The organism is Pantoea sp. GM01 (genome assembly GCF_000282675.1).
Classification (GTDB): Bacteria; Pseudomonadota; Gammaproteobacteria; order Enterobacterales; family Enterobacteriaceae; genus Pantoea; species Pantoea nemavictus.
The window spans coordinates 25,219-41,205 of the sequence record NZ_AKIU01000081.1 but is presented as its reverse complement, the minus strand read 5'-3'; the positions used below and the strand labels follow the sequence as shown (position 1 = coordinate 41,205).

The following is a 15,987-nucleotide window of genomic DNA, read 5'->3' as shown; positions in this document are numbered from 1 at the left end:
GGCTGTCAAAAAATGAGGTAAACAATGTCAGTGCCAACGGAATCTATTTCACGCCAGGCGTTACTGGAAATAGCTAATCAGTTAATCACGCAGCACGATAATTATTTTGTCGGATTAGAAGCCAATGATGTGATTCAGCAAGGTGATGTTTTGGTGTTTCGTGGTCCCTACTTTCTTGATGATGAAGGCTTGCCTACAGCCAAAACCACCACGGTGTTTAATGTCTTCAAATACCTTGCCGTGGAACTCTCCGCTCAATATCACCTGGCATAAAAAAACCCGGCATTCGCCGGGCTCGTTTACAACAGCGGCTTCTCGCCGCGCTGCCACATTTTCAGAATCAACCGCTCAGCAGCCAGACTGGCGCTGTGGGTGAAGCGATCCATCATTTTACGTTTGCGGGCATAGTGCACACCCAATACGGTAAAGCGCTCCATATGCTGAATAATCAATGCGTCGCTGGTACCAATTTCATCAACAAGGCCTAAATCCAGCGCCTGAGCACCATACCAATGCTCACCTGTCGCCACTTTATTCAAATCAAGCGAGGGGCGCATCTGGTGCACGAAGTCTTTAAATAGTTGATGGGTTTCATTAAGGTCTTCCTGAAACTTTTCGCGCCCTTCTTCGGTGTTTTCGCCAAACAGTGTCAAGGTACGTTTGTATTGCCCAGCAGTATGCAGCTCGACATCAATATTATTACGCTTCAACAATCGGTTGAAGTTGGGGATCTGCGCAACGACGCCAATCGAACCAATAATGGAAAACGGCGCGGCAACAATGCGATCCGCTACGCAGGCCATCATGTAACCGCCGCTGGCAGCAACTTTATCCACCACCGCGGTCAGCTGCAGTCCGGCATCGCGCAGACGTTGCAACTGTGAAGCCGCCAGACCGTAGCCGTGCACCACGCCGCCAGGACTTTCCAGGCGGAGCAGCACTTCATCACCCGGCGTGGCGACGGCCAACACCGCAGAGATCTCTTCACGCAACGAGGTGACTTCACTTGCATCCATGCTGCCTTTGAACTCGAGCACATAGAGCGTTGGCTTCGGCGTCTCGCTCACGCCCGCTTTGGCGTTGCGCTTATCGTTCTTAGCCTTCTGCTTCTCTTCTTTTTTATGCTGCTTGAGCCATACTTTTTGCGCCTGCGGTTTCATTTTGGCGAGCTGCAAATCTTCCTTCATCTCACGATAGTCATCGTCGAGATGCGTCAGGCGCAGTTGGCCGCCGCTGTGACGTTTGCGCAGCGCGGCGTTGAGCACAATCAGAACAATAGCTGCGATCGCCACCACCACGGTGACGGCTTTAGCCAGAAATAATCCGTAACTGGAGAAAAAATCCATTCTGCCGCCTTATTAAACAGTAAATTACAACAGATTTAAGTTTACCCGCTTTAAACGTTGTCGTCGCGTGAAATGCCCGCAGGCGGCACAGAATGCGAGCTTGAGCGATTGCACCGGGCGGCAATTTAAGGCATAAAGCCAAAAACCTTCTGACCCGAGCAAAGGACATCGCTGTGCATTATCAACCGAAAAGCGATCTGCTGGAAAATCGCATTATCCTCGTCACTGGCGCTTCCGACGGCATTGGCCGTGAAGCGGCGCTGACTTATGCGCGTTATGGCGCGCGCGTCATTCTGTTGGGACGCAATCCGCAGACGCTGCAGCAAACCGAACAGGCCATTAATCAATTGAACAAGCAGCCTGCTGCCTCACTGTTATTGGATCTTGCCGACGCCACGCCAGCAAGCTGTCAGCAGTTGGCCGAACAGGTCGCTGCGTTGGTACCGCGCCTGGATGGCGTGCTGCACAATGCCGGCATTCTCGGTGAGATTGTGCCGCTGGAGGAGCTTGATCCTCAAATCTGGCGTGATGTGATGCAGATTAACCTTGATGCCACCTTCTATTTAACCCAGGCGCTGCTGCCGCTGCTGTTGAAATCGGATGCGGGTTCGCTGGTCTTTACCACGTCAAGCGTGGGTCGCACTGGACGTGCCGGCTGGGGCGCTTATGCGGTTTCAAAATTTGCGACTGAAGGCATGATGCAGGTGTTGGCCGATGAATATAAAAATCGTCATCTGCGAGTCAACTGCATTAATCCTGGCGGCACACGCACCAAAATGCGGGCCAGTGCCTTCCCGGAAGAGGATGCGAACTTGCTTAAAACACCGGCTGATTTAATGCCGTTGTATCTCTATTTAATGGGCGACGACAGTCGTCGTAAAACGGGCACCAGCTTTGATGCGCAGCCGGGACGCAAAGCGGGGCCGGCAACCGCATGAGCGATCGCCATCAGCAGCGCCAGCAACGCCTCAAAGAACAGGTTGATGCCCGTATCGCCGCCGCCACCGAGACGCGCGGCATATTGATGGTGTTCACCGGCAACGGTAAAGGTAAAACGACCGCCGCCTTTGGCACCGCACTGCGCGCCTGCGGGCACGGTAAAAAAGTGGCGGCGGTACAGTTTATTAAAGGCGAATGGCCAAATGGAGAACGCAACTTACTGGAGCAGCACGGCGTCGAGTTTCAGGTGATGTCCACCGGGTTTACCTGGGATACGCAAAACCGCGAGACCGACACTGCCGCTTGCCAGCTGGTGTGGCAGCAGGCGCGACGCATGTTAGCGGATGAAAGCATCGATCTGGTAATCCTCGATGAAATCACCTACATGGTGAGCATGGATTATCTGGATTTAGATGAATTGGTGCAGGCGCTAGCACAACGTCCCGCGCAGCAGAGCGTGATCGTAACTGGCCGTGGTTGCCATCGTAGATTGCTGGATCTGGCAGATACCGTGACGGAAATGCGTCCGGTGAAACATGCGTTTGATGCGGGAATTCAGGCACAGCAAGGAATTGATTGGTAATAGACTGACGCCGCAGAACGCGGCGTCAGTCATCGCATCAGGAACCGCGTTTAGTAGTATTGCGACGCGGATTGTTACTCACCACACCGTGACGTTTTACCGCACGACGAATCTGGTTAGCCTTGGTGCGACGACGATCTTTCTCAACCGCCACTTTGGTCACGGTCTCTTCCGGCATACTGACTAAAGTACGCAGATAGTTTACCGCCGGTAACTCCATCTCTATCCAGCCGCCGCGTGGCAGGCCTTTCGGCAATTGGATGTCACCGTAGCGCACACGCATCAGGCGGCTCACCTGCACGCCAACCGCTTCCCACAGACGACGCACTTCGCGGTTGCGTCCTTCCGTCAACGTCACGTTATACCACTGGTTAATACCTTCACCGCCAGCAAACTTGATCGTTTTAAAGGAAGCTGGACCATCTTCCAGCTGCACGCCTTTACTCAGCTGACGGATTTTGTCGTCATCCACTTCACCAAACACACGCACCGCATATTCACGCTCAACTTCGCGGCTTGGGTGCATCAGGCGATTAGCTAGTTCACCATCGGTGGTGAACAGCATCAGGCCGCAGGTATTCACATCCAGACGACCAACGGCAATCCAGCGTGAACCACGCAGACGCGGCAGACGATCAAAGACGGTTGGACGCCCTTCTGGATCGTTGCGTGTGCAGAGTTCACCCTCCGGTTTGTAATACGCCAACACGCGGCACACTTCGGTCGCCGATTCAGCGATGGAAACCAGATGACCATCAATACGGATTTTCAGTGATTTATCACTTTCGATGCGATCGCCAAGCGTCGCCAGTTTGCCGTCAACGCTAACGCGTCCGGCTGAAATCATGGTTTCGATTTCGCGACGCGAACCGTGACCGGCGCGCGCTAAAACTTTCTGTAATTTTTCGCTCATGGAGCCTCGTTGTCGCCTTCCCAGGCGTCGTGGTAAGAAGAGGTGCGATACAGGGATTACCAATTCCCATATCAGAATCTGTTACCGCTGTGCATCGCTTATGCAATCTCAGGCGGCCCGCGATTTTACACTAACGCAAGTTTTGTTAACACCTTTTCCTTTGCTGCCGATAATAGTTGGCCTGACAAAAACGCCCCTTGCCGTGCCAGTGGATGAAACATTCAGCAGATTGATAGATCTCCCCCATTGCTATTCCGCGCATCGCCGCCAAGTGTCTGAATTATTTTCATTTGCTTCTAACCTCCTGTGCCCTATAAATGCATCAATATTAGCTGCATGATACATTAGCGTCATGCAAGACTAAGTGGATAGCAGAGCTCGCCACGCTTCTGGAATAGTACAAACGTTAAATCCAGATAAAAACAACAAAACAGCACAAAACTCCAAATAACAGACTTAAATGGGTTTCAATCTAATATCAAATCTAAATTTATAGCGTATTGGCTCTAAAGGTTGGATTAAGTCTGTATTTTTGTATTTATTGATTAAGATTAAATTTGATGAATTGTTCTGATAAAAAAACTGTGTAAAATTTAAGCCTGAAATCCAGTGTGTCGCATTTATATAAAATCTTACGCTTACGAATCACCTTCGTTTTGCTAACAAGTCATTAACGAACACTGTGTAATTTCACTGATAATATAAACCGGCGCGTGCGGGAATTAACGCGTTTATTCATTTACGGAATGAATTTAATTCGCATGTCGAAAGTCTTCACCAGGGATTTTAGTGACATGCTATAATGAAGATCACTGCCATGAAAACCTCTCTGCTTTGGCCTGCGCTTGCGGCGCTGGCACTGAGCGGTTGTTCTGTGGGCCATACTGAGTACAGCCGTACTGCGATGCAACACGTTGATATGAGCGTGACAGGCATCCCAACTGTATTGGGTTTGGGCATCCTCGGCACAACCATTCCTCTGACGCCAGAATATAGTCTGACAGCGGCTCACGTAGCGAAAACCGCCGTTCAACGCGTGAAGGCTTATCACCCTTATTGCGACGTCGCGATTATCTATCATAAAAACAGTCCGGAAACGCTGGCTAAATTCCGCAGCGGCGCTGTGGGCGAACCGATTAAGATGTACGGTTATAGCTTTATTTCCGCCATGCCGGTGGAATCGAGCGGCGTTAATTTGGCGCGCACGGCTATCACCAATAAGTGGAATAAAAAACCCTGCATGGCAATGGCATCCAATGCGGGCGTAGTGCAAGGTATGTCAGGTGGTGCGGTATATAATGCTGACCAAACTATTGGTGGTGTTATTGTCGGTTACAGTCACGAAATTTCAAATGTGCGCAGTAAGAAAGTCATCTTAAAAGATGTCTCTCTGTATATTCCGTACGGAGATTTCAAAACTTGGCTGCAATCAAATATCGGTCAGACGCTGAACGCCACGCCTGACCATGCATGATTACTGGAACGGGCGCGTGTCACCGACGCCTTCACGCACCACCACCGGCGCATCGCTGGTGAGATCGATCACCGTAGTCGGCTGCTGTCCCAGCGTGCCACCATCGATGATCAGATCCACCAGCTTGCCAATGCTGTATTGAATCTCTTCGGGATCGGACTCCGTAAAGTCGTTGCCCGGTAACATCAGTGAAGTCGACATCATCGGCTCATTCAAACGCTCCAGCAGCGCTAGCGCCACGGGATTTGATGGCACGCGCAGCCCGATGGTTTTACGTTTGTCATTCATCAATCGACGCGGCACCTCTTTTGTCGCCTTCAAAATGAAGGTGTAGTTGCCTGGCGTATTGTTTTTCAGGATACGAAACGCAGAGTTATCCACCTGCGCATAGGTCGACAGTTCTGACAGATCGCGACACATCAACGTAAAGTTGTGATTACCATCCAGTTGGCGAATACGACAAATGCGCTCCATGGCATTTTTCTCTTCCAGCCGACAGCCCAGCGCGTAGCCAGAATCGGTTGGGTACACAATCACGCTGCCTTTATTCAGATAATCGACCGCCTGATTAACCAGGCGCGGCTGCGGATTGTCGGGATGAATGTGAAAGTATTGACTCATAAAAACCTCATATCACCTGTCTGTAACAGCAACGCTGGGCGCCAACTCCGGGAACCGTTCCCAAACCGGCTCTACGCCACCCGGTAGCCATAATTTACGTCCTAGCTCTATCCACGGACAAGGTTGGTGAAAATCTGATCCTTGTGACCCTGCTAACTGATTATCGCGCGCATAGGTGGCCAACTGCGTGCGCTCGTTCGGCGCTTGCTGGCACTGCGCGACTTCCATCGCGTCACCGCCCACTTCAGCAAAATGCGCAATCAGCCGCTTTAACCATTTCGCCGACAAGCCATAACGACCTGGGTGCGCTAAAACGGCATAGCCGCCAGAATGATGAATGGCATCAATGGCTTGTTTAATTGTACACCATTGCGGAGGCACGTAGCCGGTTTTCCCGCGCGCCAGATAATTCTTGAAGACCTGCGCCATATTGTCGGCTTTGCCGATTTCTACCAGATAACGGGCAAAATGGCCGCGAGTAATCAGGCCACCCTGCGCCAAACGCTGCGCGCCAGCCAGCGCATCGGGAATTCGTGCGCGCTCTAGGCGTTCGGCAATCTGCTGTGCACGGTCGAGGCGACACTGATGCTGATGCACAAGAAATGCTGTCAGCGCGGGGTGCTGGCAATCCACATTCAGCCCCACAATATGGATTTCGTGATTTTCCCATAAGGTGGAGGCTTCTAAACCGGCCAGCACGCGGATTGGCAGATCCTGGGTCACTGCCGCTGCCTGCGCCTCTGCTACCCCCGCCACCGTGTCGTGATCGGTAATAGCCAGCACACCGACTTTCATTTCAACCGCACGTTGCACCAGCGCGGTAGGCGTCAATAGGCCGTCTGAAGCCAACGTGTGGCTATGTAAATCGTAAAGGGGAAAACGAGCAATGTCTGACAAGAGAACTCCAGCAACGGCATAAACTGGCAGGCATGATAACGATTTTGCCTTGGGCTGAAAAAGGGTATTGACTTTTTTCGCCCGAACCAGTTAACTAGTACACAAGTTCACACGTAACGGGTATTTAATCATGGCTATTTTGGGTACGCATTTAACGGGTTGGTGGCGCGATGATCCCTTTAACGGGCGACGTCGTCGTGCACAACTTGCGTAACCGCTGTGCAGATACCTGAGCCCGCCACCGAGCGGGCTTTTTTTTGAGCGAAATTCAGAGAATCCATTATGGCTATTGCGAAACCTACATTGAAGTTGATAACCGGTACCGCGCCCTACCGCGAAGATCCGGCCGCAGTGTTTCATCAGTTATGCGGCGCACGTCCAGCAACTCTGCTGCTTGAATCTGCGGATATCGACAGCAAACAAAACCTGAAAAGTCTGCTCATCGTCGATAGCGCGCTGCGCGTCAGTGCGCTGGGCAATGTCGTTACCCTCAAAGCGTTATCCGAAAATGGTCGCGCTATCTTGCCGCTGCTGGATGAAGCGCTGCCATCTGACGTACGTATTGAAGTACGTCCTGATGGCCGCGAGCTGCATTTCACTCAGCCACAGGGTCTACAAGATGAAGATTCACGCCTGAAAGCACTCTCAGTATTTGATGCCCTGCGCCTGATTCCGCAACTGGTTAACAGCCCAGAAGAAGAGCGCGAAGCGATGTTGCTGGGTGGCCTTTTTGCCTATGACTTAGTGGCGGGATTTGAAGATCTGCCAGAACTGCGCAACGAACAGCGCTGCCCGGATTACTGCTTCTATCTGGCTGAAACCTTATTGGTGATCGACCACCAGCAGCGCAGCGCGCGCCTGCAGGCCAGTTTGTTCACTCCATCTACCAGCGAGTTCCAGCGTCTGCAAGGCCGCATTGAACAACTGCGCGGTCAAATGACCCAGGCGGCGCCCGCACTGCCCGTTCAGCGCGTCGAGCAGATGGCGCTGAGCACCAGCCAGAGCGACGAAGAGTATTGCAGCGTAGTGCGTGAGATGCAGGAAGCGATTCGCATCGGTGAAATCTTCCAGGTGGTACCTTCACGTCGCTTCTCGCTGCCGTGCCCTTCACCACTGGCCGCATATGACACGCTGAAAAACAGCAACCCGAGTCCTTACATGTTCTTTATGCAGGACCAGGATTTCGCCCTGTTTGGCGCGTCGCCGGAAAGCTCGCTGAAATATGACGCTACCTCGCGTCAGATTGAGATCTACCCGATTGCCGGTACGCGCCCTCGCGGTCGCCATGCCGATGGATCGCTGGACCGCGATCTCGACAGCCGTATCGAACTTGAAATGCGTACTGACCATAAAGAGATGGCGGAGCACCTAATGCTGGTCGATTTAGCGCGCAACGATTTGGCACGCATCTGTGTACCCGGTAGCCGCTACGTTGCTGATCTGACGAAGGTTGACCGCTACTCGTTTGTGATGCATTTGGTGTCACGCGTGGTGGGCACGCTGCGTGAAGACCTTGATGTGCTGCACGCCTATCGCGCCTGCATGAACATGGGCACGCTGAGCGGCGCGCCGAAAGTGCGCGCAATGCAGCTAATCGCCGAGAAAGAAGGCACACGTCGCGGCAGCTACGGCGGCGCCGTGGGTTACTTCACGGCCAACGGCGACCTCGATACCTGCATCGTGATCCGTTCCGCCTGGGTCGAAGACGGCGTGGCTACCGTGCAAGCCGGTGCCGGTGTGGTACTCGATTCTCAGCCCCAGGCCGAAGCGGACGAGAGCCGCAACAAAGCGCGTGCGGTATTACGTGCCATAGCAACAGCCCATCACTGCAAGGAGATTTTCTGATGGCCGATATCCTGCTGCTCGATAACATCGACTCCTTTACTTATAACCTCGTTGATCAGCTGCGTACCTTCGGCCATAACGTGGTGATTTATCGCAACAATGTGCCCGCTGACGTACTGATCGAACGCCTGCAGCAGATGGAAAATCCGATTCTGATGCTGTCGCCAGGTCCGGGCGCGCCGAAAGATGCCGGTTGCATGCCCGACCTGCTGCAAGCGCTGCGCGGTCGTCTGCCGATTATCGGTATTTGTCTCGGTCATCAGGCAATCGTTGAAGCTTATGGCGGTCATGTTGGCCAGGCTGGCGAAATCCTGCACGGAAAAGCGTCTTCTATTACTCATGACGGCGAAGGCATGTTTGCCGGACTCAGCAATCCGCTGCCAGTGGCACGCTATCACTCGCTGGTAGGCAGTAATACGCCCGCAGAGTTAACCGTTAACGCCAGCTACAACGGCATGGTGATGGCCGTACGCCATGATGCCGACCGGGTATGTGGCTTCCAGTTCCACCCCGAATCCATTCTCACCACTCAGGGCGCGCGTTTATTAGAACAGACGTTGGCCTGGGCGCTGGCGAAATAATAGGGAGATTATGATGCAAACTATTCTGGAAAAACTTTATCAATCAGAAACCCTCAGCCAGGGAGAGAGCCACCAGCTGTTTAGCGCCATTATTAAAGGCCAGCTGGAGCCGACACAGCTCGCTGCCGCATTGATTGCCATGAAAGTGCGTGGCGAGCGTCCCGAGGAAATTGCCGGTGCCGCTTCCGCACTGCTGGAAGATGCTAAGCCGTTTCCGCGCCCGGATTACACCTTTGCCGATATCGTAGGTACCGGCGGCGACGGCAGTAATAGCATTAATATTTCCACCGCCAGCGCCTTTGTCGCGGCGACCTGCGGCTTAAAAGTGGCGAAACACGGCAACCGCAGCGTCTCGAGTAAATCGGGATCTTCCGATCTGCTGGCGGCGTTTGGCATCAATCTGGATATGCCGGCAGAGCAAGCACGCAAGGCGCTGGACGATCTCAACGTCTGCTTCCTGTTTGCACCGCAGTATCACAGCGGTTTTCGTCACGCCATGCCGGTACGTCAACAGTTGAAGACGCGCACGCTGTTTAACGTACTGGGTCCACTGATTAATCCCGCGCGTCCACCGCTGGCAGTGATTGGCGTATACAGCCCGGAATTGGTTTTACCGATTGCACAAACGCTGAAAGTGTTAGGTTACCAGCGCGCGGCGGTGGTACACGGTGGAGGAATGGATGAAGTTGCATTGCACAGCCCTACTCAAGTGGCAGAGCTGCGCGATGGTGAAATCACCGGATATCAGCTGACACCCGAAGACTTTGGTTTTGGTTTCCACGATAAAGAAGCGCTGGCGGGCGGCACCCCGGAAGAAAACCGTGACATTCTGACCCGTTTACTCCAGGGTAAAGGCCAGCCCGCCCATGAGCAGGCCGTTGCGGTGAACGTCGCAATGTTGCTGAAAGTATTCGGAAATGAAGATTTGCGCGACAACGCAGAGCGTGCCATCGCTGCCATTCGCAGCAGACAGGCTTATGAGCGCGTTGTTGCTCTGGCAGCGAGAGGATGAGATGAGTATTAAGGGCACTGTTTTAGAGAAGATCGTACAAGACAAAGCCGTTTGGGTTGAAGCGCGTCAGGCTCAGCAGCCTTTGGCAACCTTCCAGAACGATTTGCAACCTGCGGCACGCCATTTTTACGATGCGCTGCGTGGCTCGCGCACCGTATTCATCCTGGAATGCAAAAAAGCCTCACCCTCTAAAGGGCTAATTCGCGCGGACTTCGATCCCACGACCATCGCTGGGGTTTATCGTCACTACGCTTCTGCGGTTTCGGTGTTAACCGATGAAAAATATTTCCAGGGCGATTTTGCGTTTCTGCCGATCGTCAGCGCCGCTATCACTCAACCGGTACTGTGCAAAGACTTTATCATCGATCCTTATCAGATTTATTTAGCACGCCATTACCAGGCGGATGCCATTCTGCTGATGTTATCGGTACTGGACGATGAACAGTATCGTCAACTTGCCGCCGTGGCACACAGCCTGAAAATGGGCGTGCTAACCGAAGTGAGTAATGAAGAAGAGCTGGAGCGCGCCATTGCGCTGGAAGCCAAAGTGGTTGGGATTAACAACCGCGACCTGCGTGACCTGTCTATCGACCTGAACCGCACACGTCAGCTGGCGCCGCGCCTCGGCCATGGCGTCACCGTGATCAGTGAATCGGGCATTCATAACTATGCGCAAGTGCGCGAATTAAGTCATTTTGCCAATGGTTTCCTGATTGGATCCGCATTGATGGAAGAAGCTGACCTGACCGCTGGCGTGCGTCGCGTGCTGCTGGGTGATAATAAGGTTTGCGGTTTAACCCGCGCCGAAGATGCGCTTGCTGCGCACGAAGCCGGCGCCATTTACGGTGGGCTGATCTTCGCCGAAGGCTCGCCGCGTAAAATCAGCAGTCAACAGGCAAAAGAGGTGCAGGCTGCCGCTCCGCTGAAGTATGTGGGGGTTTTCCGCAATAGTAGCATAAGTGACGTTGTCACCAAAGCCACGACATTAACACTGGCGGCGGTTCAGCTGCACGGCGATGAAGACCAGGCGTTCGTCGCGGAACTGCGTCAGGCGTTGCCAGCAGAAATAAAAATCTGGAAAGCGTTGAGCATCAAAGATCACTTACCTGCACGCGACTGGCCACATGTTGATCGCTACGTGTTAGATAACGGCCAGGGTGGTACCGGCCAGCGTTTCGATTGGTCCCTGCTGCAAGGCCAGGATTTGAGCAACGTGCTGCTGGCCGGTGGCCTAAGCGCAGATAACTGTGTCGAAGCCGCGCAGCAAGGCTGTGCCGGCCTTGATTTCAACTCCGGCGTAGAGTCTGCGCCAGGCATTAAAGATGCCAGCAAAGTCGCGGCGGTATTCCGCACGCTGCGCGCCTATTAATTTCGCTTGCCCGCCAGCGTGCGGGCCGAATAAGGAAGATGAAGAAATGACCACGTTATTGAATCCCTATTTTGGCGAGTTTGGCGGCCAATATGTGCCGCAAATCCTGATGCCAGCCCTGCGCCAGCTGGAAAACGCCTTTGTTGAAGCACAGCGCGATCCTGAATTTCAGGCCGAGTTTACTGACCTGCTGAAGAACTACGCAGGACGCCCAACTGCGTTAACGCTGTGCAGCAACCTGACCAAAGGCACTAAAACCCGCCTGTATTTGAAGCGTGAAGATCTGCTGCACGGCGGCGCGCACAAAACCAACCAGGTGCTCGGTCAGGCGCTGTTGGCCAAGCGTATGGGCAAAAATGAGATTATCGCCGAAACCGGCGCAGGTCAGCACGGCGTGGCCTCGGCGTTAGCCTGCGCACTGCTCGGTATGAAATGCCGCATCTATATGGGCGCGAAAGATGTCGAACGTCAGTCACCCAACGTATTCCGTATGCGTTTGATGGGCGCAGAAGTGATTCCGGTACATAGCGGCTCCGCTACGCTGAAAGATGCCTGTAATGAAGCGTTGCGCGACTGGTCTGGCAGCTATGAAACCGCGCACTATATGCTCGGCACTGCGGCTGGCCCGCATCCGTTCCCGACCATTGTGCGTGAATTCCAGCGCATGATTGGCGAAGAGACGAAAGCGCAGATTCTGGAGCGCGAAGGTCGTCTGCCAGATGCGGTGTTAGCCTGCGTAGGCGGCGGTTCGAACGCAATCGGCATGTTTGCTGATTTTATCGAAGAAGAGAGCGTGGGTCTGATCGGCGTTGAGCCCGCTGGGCACGGCATTGAAACCGGTGAACACGGTGCGCCACTGAAACATGGTCGCGTAGGCATCTACTTCGGGATGAAAGCACCGATGATGCAGACCGAAGAGGGCCAGATTGAAGAGTCTTACTCGATTTCTGCGGGTCTGGACTTCCCATCAGTCGGTCCACAGCACGCGCATCTGAACAGCATCGGCCGCGCTGAATATGTCTCAATTACTGATGACGAAGCGCTGAGCGCCTTTAAAGAGCTGTGTCGCGCGGAAGGGATTATCCCTGCGCTCGAATCCTCACACGCGCTGGCACACGCACTGAAAATGATTCGTGAGAATCCGGAAAAAGAGCAGCTGCTGGTGGTTAACCTCTCCGGTCGCGGCGACAAAGACATCTTCACCGTTCACGATATTTTAAAAGCCAAGGGAGAGATCTGATGGAGCGTTATAACCAGCTGTTTCAACGTCTGTCGGCGCAGCAAGAAGGCGCGTTTGTCCCCTTCGTCACCCTCGGAGATCCTTCACCTGAACTGTCGCTGAAAATCATTGATACCTTAGTGGCAGGTGGTGCTGATGCGTTAGAGCTCGGCATCCCGTTCTCAGATCCGCTGGCCGATGGCCCTACCATTCAGGGTGCAACGCTGCGTGCCTTTGCTTCGGGCACCACCGTGGCGCAGTGTTTTGAAATCCTCGCGACCGTTCGTCAGAAATACCCCGATCTGCCAATTGGCCTGCTGATGTATGCCAATCTGGTGTTCAGCAAAGGTATTGACAACTTTTATGCACAGTGTGAAGCGGTGGGTGTCGATTCGGTGCTGGTTGCTGATGTGCCGCTGGAAGAGTCCGCGCCGTTCCGTCAGGCCGCGATGCGCCATAATGTGGCACCGATCTTTATCTGTCCGCCAAATGCCGACGATGAGCTGCTGCGTGAGATCGCTGCACAGGGTCGCGGTTATACCTATCTGCTGTCTCGGGCCGGTGTAACCGGCTCGGAAAATCGTGCCAGCCTGCCGCTGCATCACCTGATTGAAAAGCTGCGTGAGTTCAATGCTGCGCCGCCGCTGCAGGGCTTTGGCATCTCTGAACCCGGCCAGGTAAAAGAGGCGATTGCTGCAGGCGCGGCCGGTGCGATTTCGGGTTCTGCGATTGTGAAGATCATTGAGCGTAACCAGAACGATCCGACCACGCTGCTTAGCGAACTGAAAACTTTTGTTAGCAACCTGAAAGCCGCCACCCGCTAAAAATCCTTCAAGGCCTTTTTCGCCGACGCGGATAAGGCCTTTTTTATCGCCACAAACCTTTCTCTGCTCATTTTCTCTGGCACTCTCAGCCTTTGCTGCCCCGCAATCACTATGATTGGATCAATAAGTGGCAAAAATCAGAAATTTTTCATCTTTTTCACTCACGGCTATTTGCCGATTTCGCAACGCCAGACCACAATTAACTGCGCCGCCCCAATGCGGCGAAACATCATCTAAGACAGGGAGATAACCAATGAATTTTTTTAAAGTCGTTGCAGGAATTATGATGGCTGCGGTAATGGCGCTGACACTTAGCGCATGTGCTCCAACAGCAACCAAAGAAGGCACAGGCGGATACATCGACGATACCGTTGTAACCACCAAAGTTAAGGCTCAGCTTTTGAATGACGAAGCGCTGAAATCCACCGAGATCAACGTGGAAACCTTTAAGGGTAAAGTGCAGCTGAGTGGTTTTGTTAGTTCACCGCAGATGGCTAATCGCGCAGTTTCTGTTACGCGTAGCGTGGCGGGCGTGAAATCTGTGGTCAACAATATGCAGATTAAATAACACAACGGGCGACCTTTTGGTCGCCCGCTTCCTTTCTAAACGTAAGTTAGAAACGATATCCCGCGCCGAAGAAGAACACCCACGGATCGATTCGTGTGTTGATGTTCTGCTGCTCACCGTTCGCTTTGAATTTCACTTCTGTATCAATGTCCATGTACCACAGCGATGCATTCAGCATCCAGTCGCGGTTGATTTGATAATCCAGCCCCACCTGTCCCGCCATGCCCCATGAATCTTTGACGCTCAGATCGCTTAAACCGGCATCCTCGCCCGTCTGATTGAATTTGGCATCATAGAAAGTGGTGTAGTTAATACCGACGCCCACATATGGACGCGCTTTGCTTTTGCTGTCGAGGAAATAATACTGCGCCATTAGTGTTGGTGGCAGCTGGCGCACGGTGGCCAGATTACCGGTAGCACCGAGGCCGACTTTATGACGGAACGGCGTGGCTGCCAGCAGCTCAACGCCGATGTTGTCCGTCGCCATATAAGTAAAGGTCAACCCCAGCTGCGTATCGTTGCTGACGTTAAAGCCGCCCATACCCAGCACATTATCAGAGCCTTCGGTCGGACGTACGGTGGCGCTACCCGCGCGCATAAAAAAATCACCCGCTTCATGAGCCAGTGCCAGTTGTGGGATTGCCAGGGCTATCAGCAGTGCACATTTTGCCAGTTTCATCATCACTCCTTTGCGAAAAAGTAGGGTCTCAAAATTATTTGCGGCCCAAGATCTACCTCTTTTTAGCTAAAAGATCATCTGCATCATTTCAAATTAACTACTTAAAAAACAATGGATTGATTCAGATCAATTTTGGCCCTGCGCGGTGAATTTGTAATCTTGCTGTGAAGGTTTCAAACTGAAATGAGTTTGCATTTTCAGCATAGGATGAGCGCGGCACCCGTTAGCAACCCCAACATGCTGCGCATTTACTGCGTTTTTTCACCCTTCTTTACCAGAGATGACAGAAAGTTATCGCAATGCGGGTGCCAGCACGCCAGTAGAACATGTACAATCGCCGGGTTAATTAATCCGGTTCTTTCAAGGAGTTTACATGTCTATCACGGCAAGCTCGTTATACCGTGACACAGGAAATTTTTTGCGCCATCAGTTGGTTACTATTTTACTGCTGGCGCTGCTGACGTCGTTCATTACTGTGATCGTCGGCCACGCGTTAACGCCAGGTGAAGACCAGTTATCATTGTTGAGCCAGTCCGATGACAGCGCATCATCGCTGTTTGAGCTGGTACAAAATATGTCGCCGGATCAGCAACGTATTCTGCTGCGCGCTTCTGCTGCAGGCACATTTGCCGCGTTGATTGGTAACACGCTGCTGCTGGGCGGCATGCTAATGCTGATCCCGATGGTGTCAGGCGGACAGCGCGTCAGCGCGCTGCGCGCTATCGGTGCTTCAGCACCCATGCTGCCAAAGCTGCTGCTGCAAACTTTCCTGATCACCCTGCTGGTGCAACTGGGCTTTATGGTGCTGATGGTGCCAGGCGTAATTCTGGCGATTCTGTTTTCGCTGGCGCCAGTGATTCTTGCTAATGAGAAGCTCGGTGTAATAGGTGCCATGCGCGCTAGCATGCGCCTCGCCTGGAAGAATATTAAGGTGATTGCGCCTGCGATTGTGCTATGGCTGCTGGCGAAGATTGTGTTGATGTTCTTCTTTTCATCGCTGACGGTACTGCCCGCTAACATCGCCTCCGTGCTATTGAATGCGCTGGGTAATCTGGTCTCTGCTGTGCTGATTATTTATCTGTACCGGCTGTATATGCTGTTACGTTAATCGTTATGG

At 53.0% G+C, this 15,987-nt stretch carries 15 protein-coding genes, 2 pseudogenes and 1 other annotated feature; of the genes and pseudogenes, 12 read left to right on the top strand and 5 right to left on the bottom strand.

What is annotated here, in order from left to right:
* Positions 1-24 precede the first annotated feature (24 nt).
* A complete protein-coding gene (locus PMI17_RS20770) occupies positions 25-273 on the top strand; it encodes a DUF2498 family protein (RefSeq protein ID WP_007892423.1) in 249 nt (82 codons plus the stop codon).
* A gap of 26 nt (positions 274-299) precedes the next feature.
* On the opposite strand, the gene sohB is transcribed toward PMI17_RS20770, so the two are convergent.
* Positions 300-1,346 carry a protease SohB gene (gene sohB, locus PMI17_RS20765; RefSeq protein ID WP_007892422.1) on the bottom strand — a complete coding sequence of 349 codons (1,047 nt, stop codon included), beginning with the start codon at positions 1,344-1,346 and terminating at the stop codon, positions 300-302.
* A 173-nt stretch (positions 1,347-1,519) separates the two neighbouring features.
* Here sohB and PMI17_RS20760 point away from each other — a divergent pair, with 173 nt between their 5' ends.
* Together PMI17_RS20760 and cobO are read left to right on the top strand one after the other, a co-directional pair.
* A complete protein-coding gene (locus PMI17_RS20760) occupies positions 1,520-2,284 on the top strand; it encodes a YciK family oxidoreductase (protein WP_007892421.1) in 765 nt (254 codons plus the stop codon).
* Entirely contained in the window at positions 2,281-2,868 is a 588-nt protein-coding gene (gene cobO, locus PMI17_RS20755) for a cob(I)yrinic acid a,c-diamide adenosyltransferase (protein WP_007892420.1), read from the top strand. The genes PMI17_RS20760 and cobO overlap by 4 nt, the downstream gene beginning before the upstream one ends.
* Before the next feature lie 37 nt (positions 2,869-2,905).
* Here cobO and rluB read toward each other — a convergent pair whose 3' ends face one another.
* Positions 2,906-3,781, bottom strand: a complete 876-nt coding sequence (gene rluB, locus PMI17_RS20750; protein ID WP_007892419.1) for a 23S rRNA pseudouridine(2605) synthase RluB — start codon at positions 3,779-3,781, stop codon at positions 2,906-2,908.
* A gap of 817 nt (positions 3,782-4,598) precedes the next feature.
* Between rluB and PMI17_RS20745 the strand changes: the two genes are divergently transcribed.
* Positions 4,599-5,255, top strand: a complete 657-nt coding sequence (locus PMI17_RS20745) for a serine protease (protein ID WP_180821903.1) — start codon at positions 4,599-4,601, stop codon at positions 5,253-5,255.
* Here PMI17_RS20745 and PMI17_RS20740 read toward each other — a convergent pair whose 3' ends face one another.
* Both PMI17_RS20740 and PMI17_RS20735 read right to left on the bottom strand, forming a co-directional pair.
* Positions 5,256-5,876: an L-threonylcarbamoyladenylate synthase gene (locus tag PMI17_RS20740; protein WP_007892417.1), complete on the bottom strand. Its 621-nt coding sequence runs from the start codon at positions 5,874-5,876 to the stop codon at positions 5,256-5,258.
* Between the two features lie 12 nt (positions 5,877-5,888).
* Positions 5,889-6,773 (bottom strand): PHP domain-containing protein, encoded by an 885-nt coding sequence (locus tag PMI17_RS20735; RefSeq protein ID WP_007892416.1) that lies wholly within the window; start codon positions 6,771-6,773, stop codon positions 5,889-5,891.
* Positions 6,774-6,927: 154 nt separating this feature from the next.
* Positions 6,928-7,032, top strand: a sequence feature (Trp leader region).
* Between the two features lie 23 nt (positions 7,033-7,055).
* Between PMI17_RS20735 and PMI17_RS20730 the strand changes: the two genes are divergently transcribed.
* The 6 genes and pseudogenes from PMI17_RS20730 (at position 7,056) to PMI17_RS20700 (ending at position 14,191) form a co-directional block, all read left to right on the top strand.
* Entirely contained in the window at positions 7,056-8,618 is a 1,563-nt protein-coding gene (locus PMI17_RS20730) for an anthranilate synthase component 1 (protein ID WP_007892415.1), read from the top strand.
* A pseudogene (trpD, locus tag PMI17_RS25760) lies at positions 8,618-10,211 on the top strand (bifunctional anthranilate synthase glutamate amidotransferase component TrpG/anthranilate phosphoribosyltransferase TrpD). Before PMI17_RS20730 ends, trpD begins: the two are co-directional and overlap by 1 nt.
* Before the next feature lie 7 nt (positions 10,212-10,218).
* On the top strand, positions 10,219-11,580 hold the full coding sequence (trpCF, locus tag PMI17_RS20715; protein WP_193372790.1) for a bifunctional indole-3-glycerol-phosphate synthase TrpC/phosphoribosylanthranilate isomerase TrpF: 1,362 nt from the start codon (positions 10,219-10,221) through the stop codon (positions 11,578-11,580).
* A 46-nt stretch (positions 11,581-11,626) separates the two neighbouring features.
* Positions 11,627-12,820: a tryptophan synthase subunit beta gene (gene trpB / locus PMI17_RS20710; RefSeq protein ID WP_007892408.1), complete on the top strand. Its 1,194-nt coding sequence runs from the start codon at positions 11,627-11,629 to the stop codon at positions 12,818-12,820.
* Positions 12,820-13,623, top strand: a complete 804-nt coding sequence (trpA, locus tag PMI17_RS20705) for a tryptophan synthase subunit alpha (protein ID WP_007892407.1) — start codon at positions 12,820-12,822, stop codon at positions 13,621-13,623. The genes trpB and trpA overlap by 1 nt, the downstream gene beginning before the upstream one ends.
* A 253-nt stretch (positions 13,624-13,876) precedes the next feature.
* On the top strand, positions 13,877-14,191 hold the full coding sequence (locus PMI17_RS20700) for a BON domain-containing protein (protein WP_007892406.1): 315 nt from the start codon (positions 13,877-13,879) through the stop codon (positions 14,189-14,191).
* A 46-nt stretch (positions 14,192-14,237) separates the two neighbouring features.
* On the opposite strand, the gene ompW is transcribed toward PMI17_RS20700, so the two are convergent.
* Positions 14,238-14,873, bottom strand: coding sequence for an outer membrane protein OmpW (gene ompW / locus PMI17_RS20695; protein ID WP_162830416.1), 636 nt, complete (start codon positions 14,871-14,873; stop codon positions 14,238-14,240).
* Positions 14,874-15,123: 250 nt separating this feature from the next.
* Between ompW and PMI17_RS25855 the strand changes: the two are divergent.
* Together PMI17_RS25855 and PMI17_RS20690 are read left to right on the top strand one after the other, a co-directional pair.
* A pseudogene (locus tag PMI17_RS25855) lies at positions 15,124-15,216 on the top strand (YkgJ family cysteine cluster protein); the annotation flags it as partial.
* 27 nt (positions 15,217-15,243) lie between these two features.
* Positions 15,244-15,978: a YciC family protein gene (locus PMI17_RS20690; protein WP_007892402.1), complete on the top strand. Its 735-nt coding sequence runs from the start codon at positions 15,244-15,246 to the stop codon at positions 15,976-15,978.
* Positions 15,979-15,987: the final 9 nt, after the last annotated feature.